Here is a 25,807-nt window from a genome sequence, read left to right as displayed (position 1 = left end):
CTTTCGGTCACTGTCGATCAGGAGGAGGAGGAGAAGGAGAAGCAGTGCCGCACGCTACCGCCGGGTCTCTGGTGCTGTTCGCAGGGAGCCGTCGTTCGTCCGGAGAGCGCATCCGACCAGGCGCTCGTGGGCGGCGAGCACGTCATCGACGCCGACGCCCGTCAGGCAGGGGTGTCCGGGGACCGGACAGTCGCGCGCCCGACTGAGGCGGCACGGGGCTTCCTGGTCGCCGAGCAGTTCGACGTGCGCGGCGTACGGCGCCCACTTCACCGCCGGGACGACCGGCGAGAACAGGCTGACGATCCGCGCGCCGACGGCGGCGGCGAGGTGGGCGGGCCCGGTGTTGCCGACCACCACCACCTCGGCGCCGGCGAGGACGGCGGCGAGTCCGGCCGGGCTGGTCCGACCGCCGAGGTCGACGGCCGTGCTGCCCGCGACCTCGGCGGTGAGGTCGCGCTCGCCCGGGGACCCCGTGACGACGACGGGGACGCCGAGCCGGGCGTACTCGGCCACCAGGGCACGGTGGGAGGACGGGGGCCAGGAGCGGGCCTCGACGCTGGTACCAGGGTGGACGACGACGTAGCGGTCCAGGGCCGCGACCTCGGAGGGGACGCTGACTCCCTCGTCGTCCCGGATCCGGAGCGCTCCGTCGTCGCCGTCGGGCAGCGGGAAGCCCGCGGCCGCGGCGATCCGGAGCGCGCGCTCGGGCTCGGGGACGTCCTCGGGCAGGTCCTCGCCCGGGCGGAGCCGCACGTCGAGCAGCGCGCCCGGGTGGTCGACCGAGGCGCCGGACACGCGCGGGACGCCGGCGAGCCGGAGCAGCATCGCGAGCGGCAACGGGGACTGGTGGAAGGACGTCAGGACGACGGCCTCGTCCGGCCGCTCCTCGGCGATCAGCGCCCGGAACTCGGCGAGCACGGCGTCGTCGAGCGGGCGGACCGTCTCGGTGACCCAGGGCGCGGCCCACACCCGCAGGGTGTCGACGCCGGGCAGCAGGGCACCGGCCGGGGCTCCCTGGGGGCCGCAGAGCAGGGTCACGTGGTCGGCACCGGCGGCGACGGCGCGGACGGCGGGCCCGGCGACCAGGACGTCGCCGAACGAGTCGAGCCGGGCGACCAGCACCCGGTGTCCGTCCCCGCGCCCGCCGCTCACGCCGACACCGGGGCGGCGTGCGCGACGACGAGGGCGACGGCCTCCTCGAGGGAACCGGCCACCGTCGTGGCCGCCGCGACCTCGGCGGGCAGGGTGCGCCCGGTCGGGACGAGGACGCCCTGCGCCCCCGCGGCGGCCGCGGCGCCCACGTCGGCGCCGATGTCGCCGATCACGACGAGGTCCGCCGCGTCGAGCCCGAGTCGCTGTGCCGCAGCGAGGACCATGCCCGGCCGGGGCTTGCGGCACGAGCAGTCGTCCTCGCGGTCGTGCGGGCAGACCTCCCACACGTCGAACGGTCCGACGAGTTCGTCGACCCGGGCGTTCGTGGCGTCGACCTGCTCGCGGGTGGCCATGCCCTTCGCGATGACGGACTGGTTCGTGACGACACCCACCGCGAGCCCGGCGGCCCGGGCCGCGGCGACGGCGCGCGCGGCGTCCGGGACGGGGACGACACGTTCCGGGTCCGCGTTGTACGGGACGTCGATCACCAGGGTGTCGTCACGGTCGAAGAGCACACCGCGCAGCGGTCGGTCGGAGAGAGCCACACTCCTCTCTACCGGGCGGACGGCGGGCTCGCCCAACCCGGCAGCGGCGCGTGGCGCGCCGCGGACAGCTCCTCGGTGTCGCGGACGACGGGCCCGCGGCCCGGTAGCGTCGGACCTCGTGACCGCCGTACCCACCCTGCCCCCGTCCGACGGCCGACCGGAGCTCGTCGTGCTCCGTGCGATCAAGCTCGGCGACCTGCTCGTCGCCGTCCCCGCGCTGCACGCCCTCCGTCGGGCGTTCCCCGGCCACCGGATCACGCTCGCGACGACGGCCTGGCTCGCCCCGGTCGTCGAACTCGTCACCGACGTGGACGTGCACCTCGCCCAGCACGGCCTCGACCACCCGATCGCGGTCCCGGCCGGCGTCGTCGACGTCGCCGTGAACCTGCACGGCGCGGGCCCGGAGTCCGGGCAGCTCATCGACGCGCTGCAGGCCCGACGGGTGATCGGGCACGGCGCCCCCGACGGGCCGGAGTGGCAGCACGACGTGCACGAGCGCGAGCGCTGGGCCGGCCTGGTGACCGCGCACGGCTTGCCGGCCGACCCGGACGACGTGTCCATCGCCGTCCCGGCCGTCCCCGCCGTCGTCGAGGGTGCCGCAGTGGTGCACGTGGGCGCCTTCCACGGGGCGCGGCACTGGCCGGTCGACCGCTTCGCCGAGGTGGTGCGCGGCCTCGTCGCGCGCGGTCACCGCGTGGTGCTGACGGGCGGCTCGGACGACGTCGAGCGGGCGCTGGCCGTCGCGGCGTCGGCCGGTCTCGACGACGCCGCTGTGCTCGCCGGCCGCCTCGACCTGCAGCCGTTCGCCGCGGTCGTGGCCGCGGCGAGTCTCCTCGTCACGGTCGACACCGGAGCCGCGCACCTGGCCTCGGCGTACGGCATCCCGTCCGTGGTGTTGTTCGGTCCGGCCCCGCCCGAGGCCTGGGGTCCGCCGGCGTCCGGCCCGCACGTGGTCCTCACCGACGCCTCGGTGCGCCGCGGCGACGTGTTCGCCGAGGACCCGGACCCCGCGATCCTCGCCGTCAGCGCCGAGGACGTGCTGACCGCGGTCGACGGGCTCGGTGTGACGCCCGCCGTCACCGCACCCAGCACCGATCGGTAGCGTCGATCCGACGGCTCGGAGGGTCCGGCCGTCGGAGGGAGACGCCGTGTTCGAAGCAGCCAACATCCGGGACTGGATCGGTCTGCCGGTCGTCGACGACCAGGACGACAAGATCGGCAACCTCGAGAGCATCTACTACGACACCGCGACGTCGGAGCCGGCGTTCGGGTCGATCACCACGGGCGTCGTCGGCAAGAAGCTCGTCTTCGTCCCGCTCGTCGGCGCGACCGTCACCCCGAAGCACCTCGTCGTGACGTTCGACAAGAAGGCCGTGAAGGAAGCACCGTCGATCGCCACCGACGGCGAGCTCGACGCCGCGCTCGAGCCGGAGCTCTTCGCGCACTACGGCATGCCGTACCAGCCCGGCGCCGGCGGCGAGCGTCGTCTCGGTCGTCGCTGACCATCCCTGTCCGCGGAGGTCGAGCCGGACCGGCTAGCCTGGTCCGCTCGACCCCGCCCGCGGGTCGCCACCCGACCCGAACCCGCTCCGGAGCCCACCCTGCGCCGCTCGACCGTCCGCCGCGTGCTCACCGCACTCGTGACGTCGGCCGTGCTCGTGGGGGCCGTCGTCGTCGGTGACACGGCCGTGACGCCGGCGGCGGTCGCCGCTCCGCAATGGCCGGTCCCGCAGCCCTTCCCGGTCACGGACGACCCGCCGGAGACGCTCCCCGACCTGCCACCGGGCAGCGAGTACGTCGCCCTCGGCGACTCGTACTCCGCCGGGTACGGTCTCGGGCACCCGACGGGCCTGCCGGTCCGGGCCTGCGCCCAGTCGGGTGAGGACTACCCGCACCGCATCGCCGCCCGGTTCGGGCTCGACCTCACCGACGTCAGCTGCGCCGGGGCGACGAGCGAGGACGTCCGCGACGGCACCCAGTTCCGCGGGGCTCCGCCCCAGATCGAGGCCCTGTCCGCGTCCACCCGGCTCGTGACGCTGACCATCGGCGGCAACGACGCCGACCTGTTCGGCACGGCCGCGTCCTGCCTCGCGCTGTCGGCCTCGGGGCCGGTCTTCTCGGGCCAGAACGCGCCCTCGTGCCGGAGCACCCTGGTGGCCGACGGGCTGGACACCCTCGGCGTCAAGATCCAGAGCCGGGTGGCGCTCGGGATCGCCGAGACGCTCGCCGACGTCCGTGCCGCGGCCCCGAACGCCAGGGTGGTCCTGCTCGGGTACCCGGCGATCTTCCCGGACGAGGCGCACACCCCGTCGTCGGGTTGCTTCCGGCCGGCCGTCGACCTCGGGACCCTCGCCGGACGGTTCCCCGAGGACACCTACCCGTTCACCGACACCGACGTGCGCTGGCTGCACGGCGTGCAGGAGCAGCTCGACGAGGTCGGACGGGACGCCGCCCGCGCTGCCGGCGTCACGTTCCTCGACGTCTTCGCCGCCACCCAGGCGCACTCCGCCTGCGCGCGCAGGGGGTCCTACGTCGAGGGCATCTCCCTCGACTCCCTCGGCGGGCTGCGCCGCATCGACCTGAAGCCCGGCGCCCTCCACCCCGACCGAGCGGGCGTCCGGTTCCTGACCGAGAGCACCGCGGACCTGCTCCGGCGCGAGTTCGGCTGACGCGTACCGACCGGGAACGGCAGGCGGCCGGCGGTGTCCCCTCAGCTCCGGAGCACCGCCGCGAGCCGGTCGAGGAGCGCCGGCACCGCCGCCAGGACCGCGATGTGTCCGTCCGTGGCGCGTTCCTCGTACTCGACCGCCGGGAGTGCCGCGGCGAGTCGCCGCCCGTGCGCGACCGGCACGACCCGGTCACGGGCGCCGTGCACGACGACCGGCGGGACGGTGACGGCCGACGGTTCGAACCCCCAGTCGGTCACGAACGCCACGTCGTCGTCGGCGCCGCCCTGGAGGCCCGTCGCACCGGCCGCGCCCGCATCGCGTCCCAGCGCCGCCCAGTCCCCGTCGAGCGCTGCCCGGTCGACGTCGACGAACTGAGCCGGGTCGAACGTGGCCGACGCCGCCCAGGCGATCCGGGCCTCCCGTCCGGCGGTCGCTGCCCGGAGGCCTCCGTCGGCCGCCATGCCGTCCCACCACTCCGACGTGTCCTCGAACGGCGCGGGGCAGGCGAGGACGGCCGCTGCCGCGACGCGGTGGGGGAGGAGCGCTGCGGCGGCGAGCGCGTGCGGACCCCCGCCGGAGCCGCCGAGCACCGCGACGCGTGCGACCCCCAGGACGTCGAGGACCTGCTCGAGGTCCTGGGCGCCGTCCGCGACGCGTCGCCCGGGCAGGGCGTCGGCGCCGCCGTAGCCCGGGCGGGTGACGGCGACGAGGCGCAGACCGCGCGCGGTCGCTGCGCTCGTCAACGGCTCGAAGAGGACGCCCGTGTGCGGCGACTCGTGGTGCCACACGACCGTCGGCCGCTCGGTGTCCGGTGCGGTGTCGTCGACCAGGACGAAGCGGCCGTCCCGGAGCTCGATGCTGCGCATGCGCGCGAGGGTAGTCTGCCGACCGTGCCCCCACGTTCCGCCGGTCTCCTGCTGCACCGTGACACCGGCGAAGCACTCGAGGTGTTCATCGCCCACATGGGCGGTCCGTTCTGGCAGCGGCGCCCGCGGGCGTGGACGATCCCGAAGGGCGAACCGGTCGACGGTGAGGACACCCTCGCCGCCGCGTGCCGCGAGTTCGCCGAGGAGATCGGCACCGCGCCTCCCGACGGTGTCCCGGAGCTGCTCGGGGAGTTCCGGCAGGGGTCCGGCAAGGTCGTGACGGTGTACGCCCTGCAGGCGCCGGCGTTCTCGGTGGACGTGGTCCGGAGCAACACGGTCGCCCTCGAACTGCCCCGCGGCTCCGGTCGGTTCGTCGACGTCCCCGAGGTGGACGACGCGCGGTGGACACCGCTCGACGTGGCGCGGGGGCTCGTCGTCGCCGGGCAGGTCGCCGCGCTGGACGCCCTGGTGGCACGCGCCTGACCGACTCCGGGCGGAAGCCAGGTCGGGGAGCCGGCGACGGACCTCCCGGGGCTTGCTACCGCTCACCGACGGTCCGGACGGAGCCCGTCGCCGTGCGGATCGACCCCGTCGCAGCACGGTGGACGGTCGCGACCGAGCCGGTGATCGTCTGGATGGCGCGGCTCACCGTCGGGATCGAACTCGTGACGACGGCCAGCGACGAGGTGAGGACCTCGATGGAGGACGTGCTGAGGTGCGGCTGCGCGGTGGCGCGCACCGGGAACCCGCGGCGGGCGAGCACGACGACCGACAGGCCACCGACGAGCACCACCGCTCCGGCGAACGGCAGCGTCTGCAGCCCGGACAGCCCGAGCACCTGCCCGCCGAGTGCGGCACCGCCCGCGATGCCGATGTTCGAGGCGCCGTTGACGAGCGCACCGGCGATCTCGGGGCTGACCCCGCCGGTGCGGATCGCTGCAGCCATGAACAGCGTGCCGGTCGTCCCGTTCGCCGCCATCCAGACGCCGGCGACGACCATGGTGCCGACCAGGGACCCGTGGGCGAAGGGCATCACGACGAAGGCGACGGCCATCGCGGCGATCGACACCAGGAGGGTCTGCCGGGGCGCCCGGTCGACGAAGACCCCGGCGAGCCAGAGCCCGATCACCCCCGTGCCACCGAGGACGAGCAGCGCGCCGGAGACCATGCCCGCGTCGAGTCCGGCGTCGACGACGTAGGGCCCGACGTAGGTGTAGACGACGTAGTGCCCGGCGAAGAGCAGCAGGTCGGCGACGACGACGGACAGCAGTCCGGTGCGGGCCCACGCCTTCGGAGAGCCGACGTGCGGTGAGGCGGCACCCCGCACGGAGGGCAGGAAGGCCGCGGCGACCACGGCGAGGACGGCTGCGCAGGCGGCGACGGCGCCCACGGCCGGACGCCAGCCGACGGACTGGCCCACGCCGGTGGCGAGGGGCACGCCGATCACGAAGCCGAGTGAGCTGCCGGAGTACACGAACGCGATGGCGCGTCCGGCCAGGCGCGGCGGGACGATGCGAGTGGCGTACGCCGAGGCGACGGAGAAGAACAGCGCGTGGGCGATGCCGCCGACGACCCGGCCGGCGCAGACGACGGCGAACGAGGGTGCGAAGGCGACGAGCGCGTTCGACACGGTGTACCCGACCAGGGTCGCGACGAGCACGGTCTTCCGTGGCAGCCTGGCGGTCAGTGAGGTCAACGGCAGCGCGAGCAGGGCGACCGCCGCGGCGTACACGGTGATGACGATGCCCATGGTCGACTCGGTGACACTCAGGTCGTGGCTCATGGTGCCGAGCAGTCCGACCGGCATGAGCTCGGTCGTGATGGCGAAGAACGTGGCGAGCCCGAGCACGGCGATGCCGACCACCGACGACGTCGTCACGGTGATCGGCGTCGTGTACGGGTGGACGGTCTGGTTGCTGGTGGTGGACACGGCGGCTGACCTCCTCGAGGACGTGCGAGGAGCGCGCGCGGACGACTGGTCGACCGGGGTGGGGCGCGCTCGGGTGGATGGGTGGGGTGTGGAGATGTGGTCCTGGCCACTCCACGGCGAGTGCGCTCATCCAGTGTTGCACGAGGCTCGCGGTTCCCGCGAGCACGCCCGGGCGGTTCTCGCGATGCTCTCAGGAGCGCTCCAACGAGCACCCGGTCGCGCACCTGGCGGGGGCTCGGCGTGCGTCAGTACGTCCGGCTCGTGGCCGTGCTCGTCACGGTGCCCCGGACGGCGCCGCCGACCAGACGCACCCAGAGTGTCCCGCTCAGCGACGTCGCCGACAGGGACACCGTGCCGTGCAGGGCGTCCTCGCGGGGGTAGCAGGCGCTCGTGCCCTCGATGCGGTCGGCCGTCGCGACCAGGCAGACGGTGGAACCGTCCCGCCCGACGCCGGCCCAGACGTTCCACGGCGTGGCCGAGGCCTCACCGGACAGCGACCGGTTCGTGAACACCAGGCGTGTCGTCCGGAGTGAGACCGGCGCCTCGACGGACCCGGGGAGCTGGTCGGCGAACGTCTGTGGCAGGTCGAGCATCTGTTCGACGGTCACCGTCCCGGCCGCCGGGGTGACCGTCGTCGTCGCGGGTCGTGCTGCGCTCGTGCCGACCGAGAGCCCGACTCCCGTGCCCACGACGAGACCGACGACGACGGCCCCGCCGCCGAGCGCCCACAGCACGGTCTGGTCGGTCCGCCGCGCGCGTCCGACCAGACGCCGGACAGCGCCCAGGAGGCCCGTGCCGCGCCGGTCCGTCCCACCGCGGTCCGCCTCGTCGTCGTCCATCGCAGGGCCGTCGCTGCCCGCACCGGTCGCGGTGTCCACACGCCCTCCGGGGGTGGCGCCGTCGGACGACCCGACCGGGAGGGTGCCGGACGGTGAACCGGTGGGCACCGGAGTCATCGCCGGGTCCGCCCGCGGTCGCGTGTCCGGAGCGGACCGTGTGCCGGACGGGGGATCGGTGCGGGCGCGTCCCCGGGCCTCCCGGTCGAGATCGGCCAGGGCCATCCGGGCGCGCACGGCCTCGGCGGGTGTGGACGCGGCGCCCCAGGCGACGCGTTCGAGACGGGCACGTGCTGCCGCGTCGTCGTCGGTCCGGCTCATGCGCGCTCCTCGTCGTCACGCCTGTGCTCAGCCTGCCACCGGCACGGTGTCGGCGCGCACCCAGACCGGGGGGAGTACGCCCGGGGGATGACCACCGCGCAGAACGACCAGTCGCCCGACCCTGCCGTCCCCGCCGACGCCACCGGATCCACGCCGGCGGACGTGGACGAGGAGACCCTCGAACCGCTCAGCCACGACACGCAGTCGGGCGAGGCCGACTACGTCGCGACGAGCCCGGGCGGGAGCGGTACCGAGCGGCACGTGCCCCTGCCCGAGGAGGAACAGGGTCGTGACACCGAGTACGACCCGGTCGACCAGGGGCCGCAGCAGGAGGGCCAGGGCGGCTGACGGCCAGCGGGGCGCGGCTCGACCGTGCCCTGCTGGTCACCCCGCCCTCGGTCGTCCCCCGACTAGCGGACCAGGCGGCGGAGGGCGGCGCGCTCACCGAGCGTCCAGACCGCGCTCGTCACGACGTACAGTGCGGCGGCGAGCGGGACGACCGCGGCGAAGACGACCGAGACGAACGGCACCCACCGTGCGATGCCCGCCGCGACCGCAGCGCCGGGTGCGGTGGCGTCGGACCCCGCTGGGCCCGGCGCGACGACCGGGTTCCAGTGGAGCTGCGCCCGGCGGGTCAGCTCGACCGTGACGGCGAGCACGCCGAGCAGCACGAGGACGACCCAGGCGTGCACCCACAGCGGTGACGTGACGACCGCGACCGCCGACTGCGCGAGCGGGATGCCGGCGAGGGTTGCGCGGAGCAGGGCGTTGACGGTCCCGTCGATGCTCACGTGGGTGCAGAGCGTGTACAGCAGCGAGACGACCGGCGCCTGCGCGAGGACGGGCAGGCACCCGGCGAGCGGTGACACGCCCTCCGCGGTGTACAGCTCCTGCAGCGAGCGCTGGAACCGTACCGTGTCACGGCCGGCTCGCCGCCGGAGTTCGGCGATCCGGGGTGCGAGGCGCCGGCGGTCCCGCTCCGCGCGCACCTGCAGGACGGACAGCGGGACGAGCAGGACGCGGACGGCGAGCGTCAGCACGACGACGGCGAGTGCCGCCGCCATCGGTCCCACGACGGGGGTGAGCAGTTCGGTGAGGGCGGTGACGGCGGTCGCGCCGGTGTGCAGCACGGCGTCGAGGCCAGGCAGGGTGGTGATGTCCACGGGGGTCCTTCGATCGATGGGTCGGGGCGTCTGCGGCCCGACACCGACCGGTGTCAGACCGCCGAGACGGCTCCCGGTGCCCGCGGTCGGGCGTGCCCGTCCGCGTCGGGGTCGCTCCACGCGATCCGGGTGGCGAGATCCGGGGCGTTCGAGGGCACCCGGGGGGCGGCGCCGACCGCTCCGATGAGGAGGGCGACGAGACGCAGCACGAGTGCGGCCGCGGCGAGCGCCGCGATCCCCGCGACCGTGAGACCCATCGCGGTGACCCCGAGCACGGCGACCGTGATCGCCGGTGGAGCGCCGAGTGTCGGCAACTGGGCGAGTGCGGCGGGGTCGAGTGCGTGCAGCGCGGCGACCACGCGGAGCAGCACCTCGATGACGGTCATGGTGCGGCTCAGCGTAGCGTCCGCGAGCCTCCGTCGGCGTGCCGGTCGTGCGGGGCAGGATCGGTGCATGAGCGCAGCCTCCCCGAGCACCCCGGCGACTCTCGCGCTGGAGCGGGCCGGCGTCCCGTACACCCCACACGTCTACGAGCACCACGAGAGCGCGACGAACTTCGGCGAAGAGGCCGCGGCGGCGCTCGGGCTGCGTGAGGAGCAGGTGTTCAAGACCCTCGTCGTGTCGGTGGACGGCGAGCTCGCGGTGGCGATCGTCCCCGTGGCGGACCGGCTCGACCTCAAGGCGATCGCAGCCGCCGTCGGCGGGAAGAAGGCCTCGCTCGCCGATCCGACGCTCGCGGAACGTCGCACCGGGTACGTCGTCGGCGGGATCAGTCCGGTCGGGCAGCGCACCCGTCTGCGCACCGTCCTCGACGCCTCGGCCGCCGACCACCCGACGATCTTCGTGTCGGGCGGGCGTCGCGGGTTCGACGTCGAGCTGGCCCCGGCGGACCTGGCACGGGTCACGGACGCGAGCACAGCGACCATCACCCGGACCTGAGTCGACCCGCCGCAACTTCTTCCTCCAGACGGGAATGACGGCGGTCCTCCTGCGTTGCATTGAGCCGAAGGCACTCAAGTTCCTCAGGAGGTCCCTTTGCCACAGACGTTCGGCCCGACCGGCGGCAACGACTCGTTCGACGAGTTCCTCGCACGACTGCTCGCGGCTTCCCAGAACCCCGGCCAGTCCCAGCGGTCCATGCCGTTCGGACGACCGGTCGACATCACGCGGCTCCTCAGCCGGCGTACCCACGAGCTGCTCCAGCAGACGGCCGCGTACGCGGTCGAGCAGGGTCAGCACGAGATCGACGCCCTGCACGTCCTGCACGTGCTCGTCGGCACCGAGCCCTTCGCCGCCGTGCTGCGGTCCGCGGGCGCCGATCCCGAGCGGTTCGCCGCCGAGGTCGAGCAGCGCCTGCCGATGCCGTCCGGCGACCGACCGGAGGGCCGTCCGGCGCTGACCCCGTCGGCGCAACGGATCCTGCTCGAGGCCACCCAGGCCGCGCGCGGCTTCGGCAGCACGTACACCGACCCCGAGCACGTCTTCTTCGCGCTCGTCACGGACCAGGACACGGTCGCGGGCCAGCTGCTCGCGAGCGCCGGCGTCACCCCGCAGGTGATGCAGTCCTACGCACAAGAAGCGGCCGAGGCCGCACGAGAGGGGCGTCCCATGCCCGGCACCACCGCCCAGCAGGACCAGCAGTCGGAGACGCCGACGCTGGACCAGTACGGCACCGACCTCACCGCCCGCGCCCGCGAGGGTCGCATCGACCCGGTGATCGGCCGCGCCGACGAGATCGAGCAGGCCGTCGAGATCCTGCTCCGTCGCACCAAGAACAACCCGGTCCTCATCGGCGAGCCCGGCGTCGGCAAGACCGCCATCGTTGAGGGGCTCGCCCAGCGCATCGTCGACGGTGACGTCCCGGCCCTGCTGCAGGGCAAGCGGGTCGTCGCCCTCGACCTGCCCGGCATGCTCGCCGGCACGCGCTACCGCGGTGACTTCGAGGAGCGTCTGACGAAGGCGATGGACGAGATCGCCGCACACGCCGACGAGCTCATCGTGTTCGTCGACGAACTCCACACGGTCGTCGGCGCCGGCGGCGGCGGCGAGGGCGGTGCCATGGACGCGGGCAACATCCTCAAGCCGCGCTTGGCCCGGGGCGACCTGCACCTGGTCGGCGCGACGACGCTGAACGAGTACCGACGCATCGAGAAGGACGCCGCCCTCGAGCGCCGCTTCCAGCCCGTCACGGTGGGGGAGCCGAGCGTCGAGGACGCCGTCGCGATCCTCGCCGGTCTCAGCCCCCGGTACGCCGAGCACCACGGCGTGACCTACGCCGACGACGCCATCCGCGCCGCCGTCGAACTCTCCCACCGGTACGTCACCGACCGGCACCTGCCGGACAAGGCGATCGACCTCATCGACCAGGCCGGCGCCCGCCGCCGCCTCGCCCGCTCGGGCGACGTCGACGTCGAGGCGCTCCGTGCCCAGGTCGCCGACCTGACGGCCCGGAAGGACCGCGCGGTCGCGGAGGAGCAGTACGAGGAGGCCTCGGACCTGCGGGACGAGATCGCCGGACTGGAGGCGCGGATCACCGCCGCCGCCACCGGTGACGTCGAGCGCGCCTCCGTCCCGTCGCCCGCGGACGACGTCATCACCGAAGCGGACATCGCCGCCGTGGTGTCACGCGCCACCGGCATCCCGGTGACCCGCCTCGGTTCCGCCGACAAGACCCGACTCGCCGCCCTGGAGTCGGAACTGCACGACCGGGTGGTCGGACAGGACGACGCGGTGCGGGCGATCGCGAAGGCGGTCCGGCGCAGCCGCACCGGCATGGGCGACCCGCGTCGCCCGGTCGGCAGCTTCCTCTTCCTCGGTCCGACCGGTGTCGGCAAGACCGAACTCGCCAAGGCGTTGGCCTCGTCGCTGTTCGGTGACGAGTCGGCGATGCTCCGCTTCGACATGAGCGAGTTCGGCGAGCGGCACACGGTCTCGCGGCTCGTCGGTGCCCCTCCGGGGTACGTCGGCTACGACGAGGCCGGCCAGCTCACCGAGCGCGTCCGTCGGAACCCGTACTCGGTGATCCTGCTCGACGAGGTCGAGAAGGCGCACCCCGACGTCTTCAACCTGCTGCTGCAGGTGCTCGACGACGGCCGGCTCACCGACGGCCAGGGCCGGACGGTCGACTTCCGGAACACGGTGGTCATCATGACCTCGAACATCGGGTCGGAGTTCCTGGCCTCCCGCTCGGGCGCGCTCGGGTTCTCGGTGGCCGCCGACGGCGGCTACGCGGAGGACGACCTGCGCAACCGGGTGATGGGCAAGCTCCGCGAGTCGATGCGGCCGGAGTTCATCAACCGCATCGACGAGATCGTGCTCTTCCGCAAGCTCGAGCGCGGGCAGCTGCGGTCGATCGTGTCGCTCCTGCTGCAGGAGACGGCGTTCCGGCTCGCCGCGCAGGGCATGGTCCTGTCGGTGTCCGAGGCGGCGACCGACTGGCTCGCCGAGCACGGGTACGAGCCGGAGTACGGCGCCCGTCCGTTGCGCCGGCTGATCCAGCGCGAGGTCGACGACCGGATCGCCGAACTGGTGGTCGACGGGTCCGCGCACGAGGGTGACACGGTACGGATCGACATCGCCGACGGCTCGGTCGTCGCCGTGGTCGCCGCTCCCGTCGCGGTCTAGTCCTGTCGATGACGTCAGGAGCCCCCCGGCACTCCGGTGCCGGGGGGCTTCTCGTGTTCCCGGATGCAATTCCGCAAGAGATGGAGAAAAGGGGTTGCGGAGCCCGAGTCGACCTGGATAGTGTTCTCTCGACGCGAACGGACGACCGAATGCGTCGGGAATCACATCCCGCATCACCAGAGAACCGTGCCGAAAGGGGGCCGACAATGATCACCACGCAGACGCCGTTCCGAGCAGTCCGTGGAACCACCGGTCCCACCGTCGGTTCCTGCTGACCGGACCTCCTCCCTGCCACCTGCCGTGCGCTGAGCCTCAGCTCGCGACCGGCTCCCGGCTCCGATCCCGCACTGCCGGGCCGTTCCGACGGGCCTGACCGAGCGGGAGCGCCGCTGGGCGGCCCCGCTGGTCGGACGCCGTGGATCCCGCTCGTGCCGTCGCACGCGCGGGTCGCCGCGGTCCCCGACCGATCGCAGCGTCCGTCACCGCGACGATGAGGCGATCGACACGGTGGGCCGCCGTGGCCGGGAGAAGGCCGACCTGCAACGACCCGAAATGCTCGCTGGACCTCGTCGAGTGCATTCTCCCGGCATTCACGAGGTGTCTTCGTCGCGCCGCCTCGGCGACGCGACGGTCTTCCCGGTCGATTCGTCGACCCCTTTTTCCCGAAATGCATCCGAAATGGTGAACCAATGTCCTCCAAGACCGTCCTCCCACCCCCGAGACCCGTCCGGCCGCCGATCCGTGCTCCCCGGCCCGTGTCGCTGCCGGACCGGCTGGCGCTCCGCCTCGGCCTCGCCCTCATCGTGTGGAGCCGCCGCACCCGCCGTCAGCCGCACGAGGTCGACCCGGCCGCGGTGCTCCGCCGGCAGCGCGAGCACGAAGCGCGCCTCGCCCGCGAAGCCGAGTGGCTGATCCTCGGCGCCGGCATGCACCTGTGGCGCTGACCGGTCAGGCTCGGCGAGCGCGTCCTCGGCCACGGCCACGGACGGGAGGCACGGCACCAGCCGGTCCCGAGCCTCCCGTCCGTCCCGTCCGCACGCACCCGCTCCACCCGCCCGGGGCGTCACGGCCGTGCGCCGTCGGCCCGTACGGTTGACGACATGACCGACACCGCCGCCGCCCTCGTCGAGCGCCTCACCCAGATCGTCCCCGACTTCCCGAAGCCGGGCGTGCTCTTCCGCGACGTCACCCCGGTGTTCGCCGACCCGATCGCGTTCGGTCGGGTCTGCGAGGCCCTCGCCGCGCCGTTCGCGATCGGTGCGGGCTTCGCCGCCGTCGCCGGCATCGAGGCACGCGGGTTCGCCCTCGCCGGTGGCATCGCCGCGCAGCACCAGGTCGGCGTGCTCACCGTCCGCAAGGCCGGCAAGCTCCCCGGCGAGGTCCTCAGCGAGCAGTACGCGCTCGAGTACGGCGAGGCCGAACTCGAACTCCGCCCCGGGCAGCTCGAGCCGGGCACCCGGGTGCTCGTCGTCGACGACGTCCTCGCCACCGGCGGCACGGCAGCCGCGACCGTGACGCTGCTCGAGCGCGCCGGGTACGAGGCGATCGGGTTCGCCGCGCTGCTCGAACTCGACGGGCTCTCCGGGCGTGAGCGCCTCGAGCCGCGCCTGCCCGTCACCACGCTCGGCGCCGTCCCCGCCTGAGCGCGACGGCGTCCCGGGGTGGACCCGTGACGCCACTACCATTGACGCACCACCAGACCGAGGGAGCCCCACCATCGTGACCGAGTCAGTCGCTGCCGAGTCCGCCGAGCCCGCCGACGTGCCCCAGGCACCCGAGCCCCGCACCGCGACGACGACCACGACGGGCACCGAGCTCTTCGACGGCATCCGCGGTGTCGTCGCCATCCGGGTCGACGGCGTCCTCAAGGACCTCGCGGCCGAGGTCGCCACCGGTGAGACCGCCGAGCCGGTCACCCTCGACGAGCAGGACGGTCTCGACATCCTGCGCCACAGCGCCGCGCACGTGCTCGCGCAGGCCGTGCAGCAGATCAACCCCGACGCCAAGCTCGGCATCGGGCCGCCCGTCACCGACGGCTTCTACTACGACTTCGACGTCGCCGAGCCCTTCACGCCGGACGACCTGAAGGCGATCGAGAAGGGCATGGACCGCATCGTCAAGCAGGCCCAGCGCTTCCGGCGCCGGGTGGTCTCCGACGACGAGGCCCGCGAACTGATGGCGGGGGAGCCCTACAAGCAGGAGCTCATCGGCCTGAAGGGCGCCGCGTCCGAGGGTGACTCGGGCGAGAGCGTCGAGGTCGGCGCCGGCGAGCTCACCGTGTACGAGAACGTCGACCCGAAGACCGGCGACGTCGTGTGGCAGGACCTCTGCCGCGGCCCGCACGTCCCGCACACCCGCTGGATCGGCAACGCCGCCAAGCTCATGCGCGTCGCCGCCGCCTACTGGCGCGGTTCGGAGAAGAACCCGCAGCTGCAGCGCGTCTACGGCACCGCCTGGCCGGACAAGGACCAGCTCAAGGCGTACCTCGTGCGCCTCGAGGAGGCCGCCAAGCGCGACCACCGCAAGCTCGGCGCCGAGCTCGACCTGTTCTCGTTCCCCGACGAGATCGGCTCGGGACTGGCGATCTTCCACCCGAAGGGCGGCATCATCCGCCGCGAGATGGAGGACTACTCGCGCCGTCGGCACGAGCAGGAGGGCTACTCCTTCGTCTACACGCCGCACATCACCAAGGGCGACCTGTTCGAGCAGTCCGGCCACCTCGGCTGGTACAAGGACGGCATGTTCCCGCCCATGCACATGGACGAGGCACGCGACGAGGACGGCAACGTCACCCGGCAGGGGGCGGACTACTACCTCAAGCCGATGAACTGCCCGATGCACATCCTCGCGTACCGGTCGCAGGCCCGGTCCTACCGCGACCTGCCGCTGCGGATGTTCGAGTTCGGCACCGTGTACCGCAACGAGAAGTCCGGCGTGATCCACGGGCTCACCCGCGTGCGCGGCCTGACGCAGGACGACGCCCACATCTTCACCACGCAGGAGAAGATGAAGGAGGAGCTCACCACGACGCTCCGGTTCGTGCTCTCGCTGCTCCGCGACTACGGCCTCGACGACTTCTACCTCGAGCTGTCCACGAAGGACCCGGAGAAGTACGTCGGCGACGACGACGTGTGGGAGGTCGCGACGAACACCCTGCGCGAGGTCGCCGAGGAGACCGGCCTCGAGCTCGTCCCGGACCCCGCCGGCGCCGCCTTCTACGGCCCGAAGATCTCCGTGCAGGCCCGTGACGCCATCGGCCGGACCTGGCAGATGTCGACCGTGCAGCTCGACTTCAACCTGCCGGAGCGCTTCGGCATCGAGTACGCCGCGGCCGACGGCACCCGCCAGCGCCCGGTGATGATCCACCGCGCCCTGTTCGGGTCGATCGAGCGCTTCTTCGGCGTGCTCACCGAGCACTACGCGGGCGCCTTCCCCGCGTGGCTGTCGCCCGTGCAGGTCGTCGCCATCCCCGTCGCCGAGGAGTACGGCGACTACCTCGACGAGGTCGTCGCGAAGCTCCGCGCGAAGGGCGTCCGCGCCGAGGTCGACCACTCCGACGACCGCATGCAGAAGAAGATCCGCACGCACACCAAGGCGAAGGTGCCGTTCCAGCTCATCGCGGGCGGGGACGACCGTGACGCCGGGGCGGTGAGCTTCCGCTTCCGTGACGGCCGTCAGGACAACGGCGTGCCCGTGGACGAAGCGGTCGAGCGCATCACGACCGCCATCCGCGACCGCGTCCAGGTCTGATGTCCGGCCCGCTCGACGACGAGGGCGACCCGCTGGTGATCCGGGACGCCGCCACCCAGGCGGCGGTCCCGGACGCCTTCCAGCGGCTGTGGAACCCGCACCGGATGGCGTACATCGACGCCGGCCGGGCCGGTGAGGGGCGCGGACACCGCGACGACTGCCCGTTCTGCGAGGCGCCGCACAAGTCCGACGAGGACGCCCTCATCGTCGCGCGGGGCGAGCACGCGTACGTGCTGCTCAACCTGTACCCGTACAACAACGGCCACCTGCTCGTCTGCCCGTACCGGCACGTCCCGCTGTACGACCAGGCCACGCCGGAGGAACTGCAGGAGATCGGCGAGCTGACCCAGACGGCGATGCGCGTCCTCCGACAGGTCTCCCACTGCGACGGCTTCAACATCGGGATGAACCAGGGCGAGGTCGCCGGTGCCGGGGTCGCCGCCCACCTGCACCAGCACATCGTGCCGCGGTGGCAGTCGGACGCGAACTTCTTCCCGATCATCGCCCGCACGAAGTCGCTCTCACAGCTGCTCGGCGAGACCCGACGACTCGTCGCCGAGGGGTGGCCGGAGCACTAGACTGTCGGCATCATGAGCGACAGCACCCCCAGCACCGTCAACGCCACTTCGACCACCGGGTCCTCGCGCGTCAAGCGCGGTCTCGCGGAGATGCTCAAGGGCGGCGTCATCATGGACGTGATCGACGCCGAGCAGGCCCGCATCGCCGAGGAAGCCGGCGCCACGGCCGTCATGGCCCTCGAGCGCGTCCCGGCCGACATCCGCGCGCAGGGCGGTGTCGCCCGCATGTCGGACCCGTCGATGATCGAGGAGATCATCGCCGCCGTGTCGATCCCCGTCATGGCGAAGGCCCGCATCGGCCACTTCGTCGAAGCGCAGGTGCTGCAGGAGCTCGGCGTCGACTACATCGACGAGTCCGAGGTCCTTTCGCCCGCCGACTACGTGAACCACATCGACAAGTGGGGCTTCACGACGCCCTTCGTCTGCGGTGCCACCAACCTCGGCGAAGCCCTCCGTCGCATCACCGAGGGCGCGGCCATGATCCGCTCCAAGGGCGAGGCCGGCACGGGCGACGTGTCCGAGGCGACCAAGCACATCCGCACGATCTCGAAGGAGATCGCGGCGCTCCGGAACCTCAAGGACGACGAGCTCTACGTCGCCGCCAAGGAACTGCAGGCACCGTACGACGTCGTGAAGGAGGTCTCACGGACCGGCATGCTGCCGGTCGTGCTCTTCACCGCCGGTGGCGTCGCCACCCCGGCCGACGCCGCGATGATGATGCAGCTCGGGGCGGACGGCGTGTTCGTCGGCTCCGGCATCTTCAAGTCCGGAGACCCGGCCAAGCGTGCCGCGGCGATCGTCAAGGCCGTGACCTTCCACGACGACCCCAAGGTCATCGCCGAGGTCTCGCGCGGGCTGGGCGAGGCGATGGTCGGCATCAACGTCGCCGACGTCCCCGCGCCGCACCGTCTCGCCGAGCGTGGCTGGTAAGGCCGCGCCCCGGATCGGCGTCCTCGCACTGCAGGGGGACTTCCGCGAACACATCGCCTCGCTGACGGAACTCGGTGCCGACGTGGTGCCGCTCCGCCGTGCAGAGGAACTCGGCGCGCTCGACGGCGTCGTGATCCCCGGCGGGGAGTCGAGCGTCATGGACAAGCTGTCCCGGACGTTCGGCATCGCGGAACCACTCGCCGACGCCATCCGCGGCGGACTGCCGGCCTACGGCACGTGCGCGGGCATGATCATGCTGAGCGCCCGGATCACCGACGGCATTGCCGGACAGCACACGCTCGGCGTCCTCGACACCACGGTCCGGCGCAACGCGTTCGGCAACCAGAACGACTCGTTCGAGACCGACATCCCGATGCCCGAACTCGGCGAGGACCCCGTCCACGCGGTCTTCATCCGTGCGCCCGTGGTCGAGGAACACGGCACCGACGTGCGCGTGCTCGGTGCACTGGCGGACGGTCAGGTCGTCGCGGTCCAGCAGGGCAACGTCCTCGCGAGCGCCTTCCACCCGGAGGTCGCGGGGGAGGACCGCTTCCACCGGCGCTTTCTCGACATGGTCCGTTCCGCCTGAGCCGGCTCGCGGCTCCGGTTGCCGCCGCGCCCCGTCTCGGGCCGCGCCAGCGAGGCGGGCCCTGGCCGTGCCTCCCGGGTCGGTAGACTGGACCGGATTTTCGGCTAGACGCAAGGAGAACCGTGTCCGGGCATTCCAAGTGGGCAACGACCAAGCACAAGAAGGCGGTCATCGACCAGCGCCGTGCGAAGTCGTTCGCCAAGCTCATCAAGAACATCGAGGTCGCCGCGAAGATGGGCGGCGCCGACCTGTCGGGCAACCCGACGCTCGTCGACGCGGTCCAGAAGGCCAAGAAGACCTCGGTGCCGAACGACAACATCGACCGCGCGATCAAGCGCGGCGCCGGCCTGACCGGTGAGTCGATCGAGTACACGACGATCATGTACGAGGGCTACGGCCCGAACGGCGTCGCGCTGCTCATCGAGTGCCTCACCGACAACAAGAACCGCGCCGCTGCCGAGGTCCGCACCGCGATGTCGCGCAACGGCGGCACCATGGCCGACCCGGGCAGCGTCGCCTACAACTTCAACCGCAAGGGCGTCATCTCGGTCACCAAGACCGACGGCCTCTCCGAGGACGACGTCATGACGGCCGTGCTCGACGCGGGTGTCGAGGACGTCATCGACCAGGGCGGCGGCTTCGAGGTCATCACCGAGGCGTCTGACCTCGTCGGAGCGCGCACCGCGTTGCAGGAGGCCGGGATCGACTACGACTCCGCCGACGCCGAGTTCGTGCCGAACCTCAAGGTCGAGGTGGACGCCGAGACCGCCCGCAAGGTGTTCAAGCTCATCGACGCGCTCGAGGACTCCGACGACGTCCAGAACGTCTTCGCGAACTTCGACGTCCCGGCGGACGTGCAGGCCGAGCTCGACGAGGACGAGGACTGAGACGGTGCTCCGCGTGCTCGGGGTCGACCCCGGGCTCACCCGGTGCGGTGTCGGCGTGGTCGAGGTCACGCCGGACCGGCGCGCCCGCCTCGTGCACGTGACGGTCGTCCGCACCCCGGCGGACATGGCCCTGGAACTCCGACTGCTCCACATCGCCGAGGGCATCGCGGAGCAGATCGACGAACACCGACCGGACGCCGTCGCCGTGGAGCGCGTGTTCGCCCAGGCGAACGTGCGCACCGTGATGGGCACCGCCCAGGCCTCCGGTCTCGCGCTGCACGCTGCCGCTGCCCGCGGGCTGCCGGTCGGACTGCACACGCCGTCCGAGGTCAAGGCCGCCATCACGGGCTACGGCAACGCCGACAAGCGGCAGGTCCAGGCCATGGTCGCGCGCGTCCTCGGTCTGGCCGAGGCACCGAAGCCCGCCGACGCCGCGGACGCGCTCGCCCTGGCGGTCTGTCACGCCTGGAGGCTCGGATCGCCCGACGCGGTGAGCACCGGACCACAGACCCTCACCCCGGCGCAGCGCGCGTGGCGGGACGCGCAGGCGGGTGCTGCCGGCCGGAGCGCGTCGTCGCCGCTCGTCCGGAGCGGCGGGCCGAGGACGTCCCCGGTCCGGCCTAGGCTCGGAGCATGATCGCGAGTCTCCGGGGCACCTGCATCGACGTCGCCGGGTCGACCGCCGTGGTGGAGGTCGGGGGAGTCGGGTACGCCGTCACCGTGACCCCCGCCCACGCCCTGACGATGCGCCACGGGGCCGAGGTGTTCCTCCGCACCGCCCTCATCGTCCGCGACGACGCGTTCGAGCTGTTCGGGTTCGACTCCACCGACGCCCTCCGCGTGTTCGACCTGCTGCGGAGCGTCTCCGGCGTCGGTCCGAAGTCCGCGCTCGGCGTCCTCGGTCAGATGACCGCCGCGCAAGTGGCGAACGCCGTGGCGAACGACGACGACGGCGCGTTCCGCAAGGTCTCGGGCATCGGGCCGAAGACCGCCAAGCTCATCATCGTCGCCCTCGCCGGCAAGCTCGCGGCGTTCGAGGCCCCCGCCGCCGCCGGATCGTCGACGGCCGCCGCCCACCCGGCGACGGAGGACGTCGTCATCGCGCTGGTCGGGCTCGGCTGGCGCGAGGACGCGGCCCGCTCCGCCGTCGACGACGCCGTCGCGACCGAACCCGGCGTCGCCCAGATGGGGACGCAGGCGCTCCTGCGTGCCGCGCTCGGCAGCCTCCGTCCCGCCGGAGCCGGGCGATGAGCGGCGGGATCACGGCCGCGGACGCCCAGTCACCCGAGGAACTCGCGTTCGAGGGCGCACTGCGACCGAAGTCGCTCGACGAGTTCGTCGGCCAACGGAAGGTCCGGGGGCAGCTCGACCTGCTCCTCAAGGCGGCGGCCATGCAGGACCGGACGCCGGACCACATCCTGATGGCCGGGCCTCCCGGGCTCGGCAAGACGACGCTCGCGATGATCGTCGCCCACGAGTCCAACCGACCGCTCCGCATGTCGAGCGGGCCGGCGATCCAGCACGCCGGCGACCTCGCCGCGGTGCTGTCGTCGCTCATGCCCGGCGAGGTGCTCTTCATCGACGAGATCCACCGGATGGCCCGTTCGGCCGAGGAGATGCTCTACCTCGCCATGGAGGACTTCCGGATCGACGTGATGGTCGGCAAGGGCGCAGGTGCCACGAGCATCCCGCTCGACCTCGCGCCGTTCACCCTGGTGGGGGCGACGACCCGGGCGGGCCTGCTGCCGAACCCCCTGCGCGACCGCTTCGGTTTCACCGCGCACCTCGAGTTCTACGAGCGTGACGAGCTCGAGCAGGTCCTCATCCGCGCGGCACACCTGCTCGAACTCGACTTCGACCGGTACGCCCTGCGGGAGATCGCCGGTCGCTCCCGGGGGACACCGCGCATCGCGAACCGCCTGCTCCGGCGGGTCCGTGACTTCGCGCTCGTGCACGGCACCCGGGACGGCATGGCCGCGGTGCAGGGCGCACTCGAGCTGTACGACGTCGACGAATACGGCCTCGACCGACTCGACCGTGCCGTGCTCGAGACGATGCTCACCCGCTTCGACGGCGGCCCGGTCGGCCTCAACACCCTCGCGGTGTCGGTCGGCGAGGAGTCCGAGACCATCGAGTCGGTCGTCGAGCCGTTCCTCGTGCGGATCGGTCTCGTCACCAGGACGCCCCGCGGGCGCATCGCCACGCCGCAGGCCTGGCGCCACTTCGGTCTCACGCCCGGCCAGGCCGCGGCGCAGCCCGGACTCTTCGACGCCGACGGAGCGTGAAGTACCGTACATCCGCGTGCTCTAGACTGCTCGCGCCCGAAACCGCTCGACCGACCGGAGGGTCCCCATGGACCAGTACTTCCTCATCATCATCATCGTGGCGTTCGCGGCCTTCATGTTCTACAGCAGCCGCAAGCGCAAGAAGCAGCAGTCGGAGACCGCCAGCCAGATGGTCCCGGGCGCTCGCGTCATGCTCTCCTTCGGCCTCTACGGCACGCTCGTGTCCGTCGACGACGAGAAGGTCACCGCAGACGTCGAGATCGCGCCGGGGACCGTCATCACCGTGCACCGCCAGACGCTCTCCCGCGTGGTGCCGGAGGAGACCCCGGAGGCCGTCGACACGACCGCCACGACCGAGCACGAGACGGACCACGTCACGGAGCTGAACGGCGAGCCGATCTACGGCGAGCGGGTCGAGGACGTCGACACCACGAAGCGCAAGACCGAAGACTGACCCACGACGCCGTCGGGCTGCCGACGGTGCGACACCATGGGCCCCGTGCGTTCCGACGCGCGGGGCTCACGACAGAAAGACGAGACGACCGGTGGCACGATCGACACCCGTCAAGAAGGCGCTTCGCTCGCTCACCTGGTTGGTGATCATCATGGCGATCCTCGCGGGGCTGAACACCGCCGCGTCGATCCTCGCGAGCACGTCGAAGGACGCCTCCGACAAGTGGTACGACGGGGCGAGTTGGGTCCCCGAGCTGGCACTCGACCTGCAGGGCGGCACGCAGATCACGCTCGCCGCGCAGAGCACCGAGGGCTCGGCCGTCACCTCGGAGCAGCTGCAGCAGGCGGTGAACATCATCCGCCAGCGCATCGACGCCACCGGTGTCTCGGAGTCCGAGATCAACACCCAGGGCGCGAACAACATCGTCGTCTCGATCCCCGGCAAGCCCGACCAGGAAACCATCCAGCGGATCGAGGCAGCCGCCAAGCTGACCTTCCGCCCGGTGCTCTACACCGAGGCCGCGTCCGACAGCGCCGTGGGTGACGACGGCTCGCAGTCCGCGTCACCGACGCCGTACTCGCCGCCCGCGTCGCTGCAGGCGACGCCGAGCGCCGAGCCGACCAACGGCAGCGACCTGGCATGGGTGACGCCGAAGCTGCAGGACCTGTACACGAACTACAAGTGCTCCGCCCCGGACGACGTCACCGCCGCCCCGGACGACGAGCCGCTCGTCACGTGCGACGCCGACGGGACCGCCAAGTACATCCTCGGCCCGGTCGAGGTCTCGGGTGCGGACATCAGCAACGCCACCTCCGGGCTCGCCTCGACCTCGCAGGGCACGACGACCGGTGAGTGGGCGGTCAACCTCACGTTCAACGGTGCCGGCACGAAGGACTTCGCGTCCGTCACCAACCGCCTGGTCTCGCTCGCACAGCCGCAGAACCAGTTCGCGATCGTCCTCGACGGCACGGTCATCACGGCCCCGTCGACCAACGCCGCGATCACCAACGGCAAGGCCCAGATCACCGGCGCCTTCACCGCCGACTCCTCGAAGACCCTCGCCGACCAGCTGAAGTACGGCGCGCTGCCGATCAACTTCCAGGTGCAGTCGAACGAGGTCATCTCCGCGACGCTCGGCACCGCCCAGCTCGTGGGTGGTCTGATCGCCGGACTCATCGGTCTCGGCCTGGTCATCATCTACTCGGTGATCCAGTACCGCGCCCTGGCCTTCGTCACGGTCCTGTCGCTCGGCGTGGCCGCAGCACTGACCTACCTCGTCATCGCGATCATGTCGTGGCGGGTCGACTACCGGCTCTCGCTCGCCGGCGTGGCCGGTCTGATCGTCGCGATCGGCATCACGGCGGACTCGTTCATCGTGTACTTCGAACGCATCCGCGACGAACTCCGTGACGGCCGGGCGCTCGAGAGCGCGGTCGAGTCCGGCTGGAAGCGTGCCCTCCGCACGATCCTGGCGTCCGACTCGGTCAACTTCCTCGCCGCCGTCACGCTGTACGTGCTCGCGGTGAGCGATGTGAAGGGCTTCGCGTTCACGCTCCTCCTGACGACCCTCATCGACGTCGTGGTCGTGGCCCTGTTCACGCACCCGATGATGCAGCTCATCGCCCGCAGCCGCTTCTTCGGCGAGGGACACCGGTTCAGCGGACTGGACCCGGCCGCCCTCGGCGCGGTGTACCGCGGACGCGCGCAGTTCCGCGCACCCATCGTGGACGGCAAGCGCCAGCGCAGTGCGCGCGAGGCCGCTCGCCGCCAGACCATCGCCGAGCGCAAGGCCTCGGGCAGCACGGGCAACGACAACGGCACCGGCAACGGGAAGGACAGCTGATGGCGAGCTTCAGCCAGTTCGGCAGCGACCTCTACACGGGCAAGCGCTCCTACGACTTCGTCGGTCGACGGAAGACCTGGTACCTCATCGCGGTCGCCTGCATCGTGATCTCCCTCGCGGTGCCGTGGCTCCGCGGTGGCTACCAGCTCGGCATCGAGTTCACCGGTGGTTCGGAGTTCACGGTCTCCGACGTCAAGACCACCGACCAGAACATCGCCACCGAGACGGTCGAGCGGGTCGTGTCCGACGAGGCGCCGCGCGTCTCGCAGCTCGGCACCCACGGCATCCGCGTGCAGACCGGTCAGCTCACGAACGCGCAGACCGACGAGATCGCCTCGGACCTCGCCGAGGCGTACGACGTGCCGGAGTCCCAGGTCGCCGCGACCTTCATCGGTGCCACGTGGGGTGCGGACGTCCTGGCGCAGGCCATCCGCGGCCTCGTGATCTTCCTCGCCCTGGCCGCCGTCTTCATGGCGCTCTACTTCCGCACCTGGAAGATGTCGCTCGCCGCGATGACCGCGCTCATCCACGACCTGCTCATCACGGCGGGCGTGTACGGCATCGTCGGTCTCGAGGTCACCCCGGCGGCCGTCATCGGCTTCCTCACGATCCTCGGCTACTCGCTCTACGACACGGTCGTGGTGTTCGACAAGGTCCGCGAGAACACCGCGATCGAGTCGCACCGGACGTTCAAGCAGTCCGTCAACCTCGCGATCAACCAGACGCTCGTCCGGTCGATCAACACCTCGGTCGTGGCGCTGCTGCCGGTCGCGGCGATCCTGTTCATCGGGTCGTACGTCCTCGGCGCCGGCACCCTGCGTGACATCTCCCTCGCGCTCTTCATCGGCATCATCGTCGGCACCTACTCGACGATCTTCCTGGCGGCGCCGATGTACGCGCACCTCCGCGAGAACGAGCCGAAGGTCGTCGCGGGTGACGCCAAGAAGGCGCAGGCCGCCGCGAAGCAGCGTCCGGTCGAGGCCGGAGCGGACGCCTGATGGCCGTCCACGAGGTCGACGTCGCCGAGGCGCTCCGCCGTCTCGACGAGGGCGCTGCCCTGATCGACGTCCGTGAGCAGTCGGAGTGGGACGACGTGCACGCACCGCAGGCGACACTCCTGCCCATGTCGGAGCTGCAGTCACGCTGGGGCGAGGTGCCGACGGACGACGACCACCCGGCGGTCGTGGTCTGCCACAGCGGGTACCGCTCGGCGCAGGTCGCCGCTGCGCTCGAGCGCGCCGGGGTCGCGGCCGTCAGCCTGGCGGGTGGCATGGTCGCCTGGGAGCAGTCCGGCGCTCCGGTCGTCCGCCCCGGTCGGGACGCCGCCGCTGACGGCGAACGTGGTCACGAGCACTGACCCGACGCGCGTAGTGTTGTCGGATCGA

At 72.2% G+C, this 25,807-nt stretch carries 28 protein-coding genes; 21 read left to right on the top strand and 7 right to left on the bottom strand.

Going from position 1 to position 25,807, the window contains the following annotated elements:
- Nucleotides 1–54: 54 nt before the first annotated feature.
- Both DEI83_RS05980 and DEI83_RS05975 read right to left on the bottom strand, forming a co-directional pair.
- Entirely contained in the window at nucleotides 55–1,152 is a 1,098-nt protein-coding gene (locus tag DEI83_RS05980; protein WP_111080858.1) for a glycosyltransferase family 9 protein, read from the bottom strand.
- The gene (locus DEI83_RS05975; RefSeq protein ID WP_111080857.1) at nucleotides 1,149–1,697 is read right to left on the bottom strand and encodes an HAD-IIIA family hydrolase; all 549 of its coding nucleotides are present in this window, start codon (nucleotides 1,695–1,697) and stop codon (nucleotides 1,149–1,151) included. The genes DEI83_RS05980 and DEI83_RS05975 overlap by 4 nt, the downstream gene beginning before the upstream one ends.
- Nucleotides 1,698–1,815: 118 nt before the next feature.
- Between DEI83_RS05975 and DEI83_RS05970 the strand changes: the two genes are divergently transcribed.
- The 3 genes from DEI83_RS05970 to DEI83_RS05960 all read left to right on the top strand — a co-directional run bounded on the left by DEI83_RS05970 (nucleotide 1,816) and on the right by DEI83_RS05960 (nucleotide 4,366).
- Complete coding sequence (locus DEI83_RS05970) at nucleotides 1,816–2,799, top strand: glycosyltransferase family 9 protein (RefSeq protein ID WP_111080856.1); 984 nt, start codon at nucleotides 1,816–1,818, stop codon at nucleotides 2,797–2,799.
- Nucleotides 2,800–2,845: 46 nt separating this feature from the next.
- On the top strand, nucleotides 2,846–3,199 hold the full coding sequence (locus DEI83_RS05965) for a PRC-barrel domain-containing protein (protein ID WP_111080855.1): 354 nt from the start codon (nucleotides 2,846–2,848) through the stop codon (nucleotides 3,197–3,199).
- Between the two features lie 123 nt (nucleotides 3,200–3,322).
- Nucleotides 3,323–4,366: an SGNH/GDSL hydrolase family protein gene (locus DEI83_RS05960; RefSeq protein ID WP_181431084.1), complete on the top strand. Its 1,044-nt coding sequence runs from the start codon at nucleotides 3,323–3,325 to the stop codon at nucleotides 4,364–4,366.
- Between the two features lie 41 nt (nucleotides 4,367–4,407).
- Here the strand turns inward: DEI83_RS05960 and DEI83_RS05955 are convergent, their stop codons facing one another.
- The gene (locus DEI83_RS05955) at nucleotides 4,408–5,232 is read right to left on the bottom strand and encodes an alpha/beta fold hydrolase (protein ID WP_111080853.1); all 825 of its coding nucleotides are present in this window, start codon (nucleotides 5,230–5,232) and stop codon (nucleotides 4,408–4,410) included.
- A gap of 24 nt (nucleotides 5,233–5,256) precedes the next feature.
- Between DEI83_RS05955 and DEI83_RS05950 the strand changes: the two genes are divergently transcribed.
- Nucleotides 5,257–5,715: an NUDIX domain-containing protein gene (locus tag DEI83_RS05950; protein WP_111080852.1), complete on the top strand. Its 459-nt coding sequence runs from the start codon at nucleotides 5,257–5,259 to the stop codon at nucleotides 5,713–5,715.
- 55 nt (nucleotides 5,716–5,770) lie between these two features.
- Here the strand turns inward: DEI83_RS05950 and DEI83_RS05945 are convergent, their stop codons facing one another.
- Together DEI83_RS05945 and DEI83_RS05940 are read right to left on the bottom strand one after the other, a co-directional pair.
- Nucleotides 5,771–7,162, bottom strand: coding sequence for an MFS transporter (locus tag DEI83_RS05945; protein ID WP_111080851.1), 1,392 nt, complete (start codon nucleotides 7,160–7,162; stop codon nucleotides 5,771–5,773).
- A gap of 245 nt (nucleotides 7,163–7,407) precedes the next feature.
- On the bottom strand, nucleotides 7,408–8,319 hold the full coding sequence (locus DEI83_RS05940) for a hypothetical protein (protein ID WP_111080850.1): 912 nt from the start codon (nucleotides 8,317–8,319) through the stop codon (nucleotides 7,408–7,410).
- 87 nt (nucleotides 8,320–8,406) lie between these two features.
- Between DEI83_RS05940 and DEI83_RS05935 the strand changes: the two genes are divergently transcribed.
- A complete protein-coding gene (locus tag DEI83_RS05935) occupies nucleotides 8,407–8,667 on the top strand; it encodes a hypothetical protein (protein WP_111080849.1) in 261 nt (86 codons plus the stop codon).
- 62 nt (nucleotides 8,668–8,729) lie between these two features.
- Here the strand turns inward: DEI83_RS05935 and DEI83_RS05930 are convergent, their stop codons facing one another.
- Together DEI83_RS05930 and DEI83_RS16190 are read right to left on the bottom strand one after the other, a co-directional pair.
- A complete protein-coding gene (locus DEI83_RS05930; RefSeq protein WP_111080848.1) occupies nucleotides 8,730–9,482 on the bottom strand; it encodes a membrane protein insertase YidC in 753 nt (250 codons plus the stop codon).
- A gap of 53 nt (nucleotides 9,483–9,535) precedes the next feature.
- Nucleotides 9,536–9,868 (bottom strand): DUF6412 domain-containing protein, encoded by a 333-nt coding sequence (locus DEI83_RS16190; protein WP_258371077.1) that lies wholly within the window; start codon nucleotides 9,866–9,868, stop codon nucleotides 9,536–9,538.
- Nucleotides 9,869–9,935: 67 nt separating this feature from the next.
- Between DEI83_RS16190 and ybaK the strand changes: the two genes are divergently transcribed.
- From ybaK to DEI83_RS05845, 16 genes are all read left to right on the top strand, one after another.
- Nucleotides 9,936–10,421, top strand: a complete 486-nt coding sequence (ybaK, locus tag DEI83_RS05920) for a Cys-tRNA(Pro) deacylase (RefSeq protein WP_111080847.1) — start codon at nucleotides 9,936–9,938, stop codon at nucleotides 10,419–10,421.
- Nucleotides 10,422–10,517: 96 nt separating this feature from the next.
- Nucleotides 10,518–13,106 carry an ATP-dependent Clp protease ATP-binding subunit gene (locus DEI83_RS05915; protein WP_111080846.1) on the top strand — a complete coding sequence of 863 codons (2,589 nt, stop codon included), beginning with the start codon at nucleotides 10,518–10,520 and terminating at the stop codon, nucleotides 13,104–13,106.
- A gap of 689 nt (nucleotides 13,107–13,795) precedes the next feature.
- Nucleotides 13,796–14,050, top strand: a complete 255-nt coding sequence (locus DEI83_RS05910; RefSeq protein WP_111211520.1) for a hypothetical protein — start codon at nucleotides 13,796–13,798, stop codon at nucleotides 14,048–14,050.
- Between the two features lie 156 nt (nucleotides 14,051–14,206).
- Nucleotides 14,207–14,749, top strand: coding sequence for an adenine phosphoribosyltransferase (locus DEI83_RS05905; protein ID WP_111080844.1), 543 nt, complete (start codon nucleotides 14,207–14,209; stop codon nucleotides 14,747–14,749).
- 118 nt (nucleotides 14,750–14,867) lie between these two features.
- Nucleotides 14,868–16,856 (top strand): threonine--tRNA ligase, encoded by a 1,989-nt coding sequence (thrS, locus tag DEI83_RS05900; protein WP_111080894.1) that lies wholly within the window; start codon nucleotides 14,868–14,870, stop codon nucleotides 16,854–16,856.
- A complete protein-coding gene (locus DEI83_RS05895; RefSeq protein WP_111080843.1) occupies nucleotides 16,856–17,434 on the top strand; it encodes an HIT domain-containing protein in 579 nt (192 codons plus the stop codon). The genes thrS and DEI83_RS05895 overlap by 1 nt, the downstream gene beginning before the upstream one ends.
- 12 nt (nucleotides 17,435–17,446) lie before the next feature.
- Nucleotides 17,447–18,364, top strand: coding sequence for a pyridoxal 5'-phosphate synthase lyase subunit PdxS (pdxS, locus tag DEI83_RS05890; RefSeq protein ID WP_111080842.1), 918 nt, complete (start codon nucleotides 17,447–17,449; stop codon nucleotides 18,362–18,364).
- Nucleotides 18,354–18,953, top strand: a complete 600-nt coding sequence (gene pdxT, locus DEI83_RS05885; RefSeq protein WP_111080841.1) for a pyridoxal 5'-phosphate synthase glutaminase subunit PdxT — start codon at nucleotides 18,354–18,356, stop codon at nucleotides 18,951–18,953. Before pdxS ends, pdxT begins: the two co-directional genes overlap by 11 nt.
- Nucleotides 18,954–19,075: 122 nt before the next feature.
- On the top strand, nucleotides 19,076–19,840 hold the full coding sequence (locus tag DEI83_RS05880; RefSeq protein WP_111080840.1) for a YebC/PmpR family DNA-binding transcriptional regulator: 765 nt from the start codon (nucleotides 19,076–19,078) through the stop codon (nucleotides 19,838–19,840).
- Between the two features lie 4 nt (nucleotides 19,841–19,844).
- Entirely contained in the window at nucleotides 19,845–20,477 is a 633-nt protein-coding gene (ruvC, locus tag DEI83_RS05875) for a crossover junction endodeoxyribonuclease RuvC (RefSeq protein WP_111080839.1), read from the top strand.
- On the top strand, nucleotides 20,474–21,091 hold the full coding sequence (gene ruvA, locus DEI83_RS05870) for a Holliday junction branch migration protein RuvA (protein ID WP_111080838.1): 618 nt from the start codon (nucleotides 20,474–20,476) through the stop codon (nucleotides 21,089–21,091). Before ruvC ends, ruvA begins: the two co-directional genes overlap by 4 nt.
- Nucleotides 21,088–22,125 (top strand): Holliday junction branch migration DNA helicase RuvB, encoded by a 1,038-nt coding sequence (gene ruvB / locus DEI83_RS05865; RefSeq protein ID WP_111080837.1) that lies wholly within the window; start codon nucleotides 21,088–21,090, stop codon nucleotides 22,123–22,125. The genes ruvA and ruvB overlap by 4 nt, the downstream gene beginning before the upstream one ends.
- A gap of 67 nt (nucleotides 22,126–22,192) precedes the next feature.
- Nucleotides 22,193–22,579, top strand: a complete 387-nt coding sequence (gene yajC / locus DEI83_RS05860; RefSeq protein WP_111080836.1) for a preprotein translocase subunit YajC — start codon at nucleotides 22,193–22,195, stop codon at nucleotides 22,577–22,579.
- Between the two features lie 91 nt (nucleotides 22,580–22,670).
- Entirely contained in the window at nucleotides 22,671–24,422 is a 1,752-nt protein-coding gene (gene secD, locus DEI83_RS05855) for a protein translocase subunit SecD (protein ID WP_111080835.1), read from the top strand.
- Entirely contained in the window at nucleotides 24,422–25,420 is a 999-nt protein-coding gene (gene secF / locus DEI83_RS05850) for a protein translocase subunit SecF (protein ID WP_111080834.1), read from the top strand. The genes secD and secF overlap by 1 nt, the downstream gene beginning before the upstream one ends.
- A complete protein-coding gene (locus DEI83_RS05845) occupies nucleotides 25,420–25,779 on the top strand; it encodes a rhodanese-like domain-containing protein (RefSeq protein WP_111080833.1) in 360 nt (119 codons plus the stop codon). The genes secF and DEI83_RS05845 overlap by 1 nt, the downstream gene beginning before the upstream one ends.
- Nucleotides 25,780–25,807 lie beyond the last annotated feature (28 nt).

Source organism: Curtobacterium sp. MCBD17_021 (genome assembly GCF_003234525.1).
In the GTDB taxonomy this organism is placed as follows: domain Bacteria; phylum Actinomycetota; class Actinomycetes; order Actinomycetales; family Microbacteriaceae; genus Curtobacterium.
This window is presented reverse-complemented; position numbering and strand designations above follow the sequence as displayed.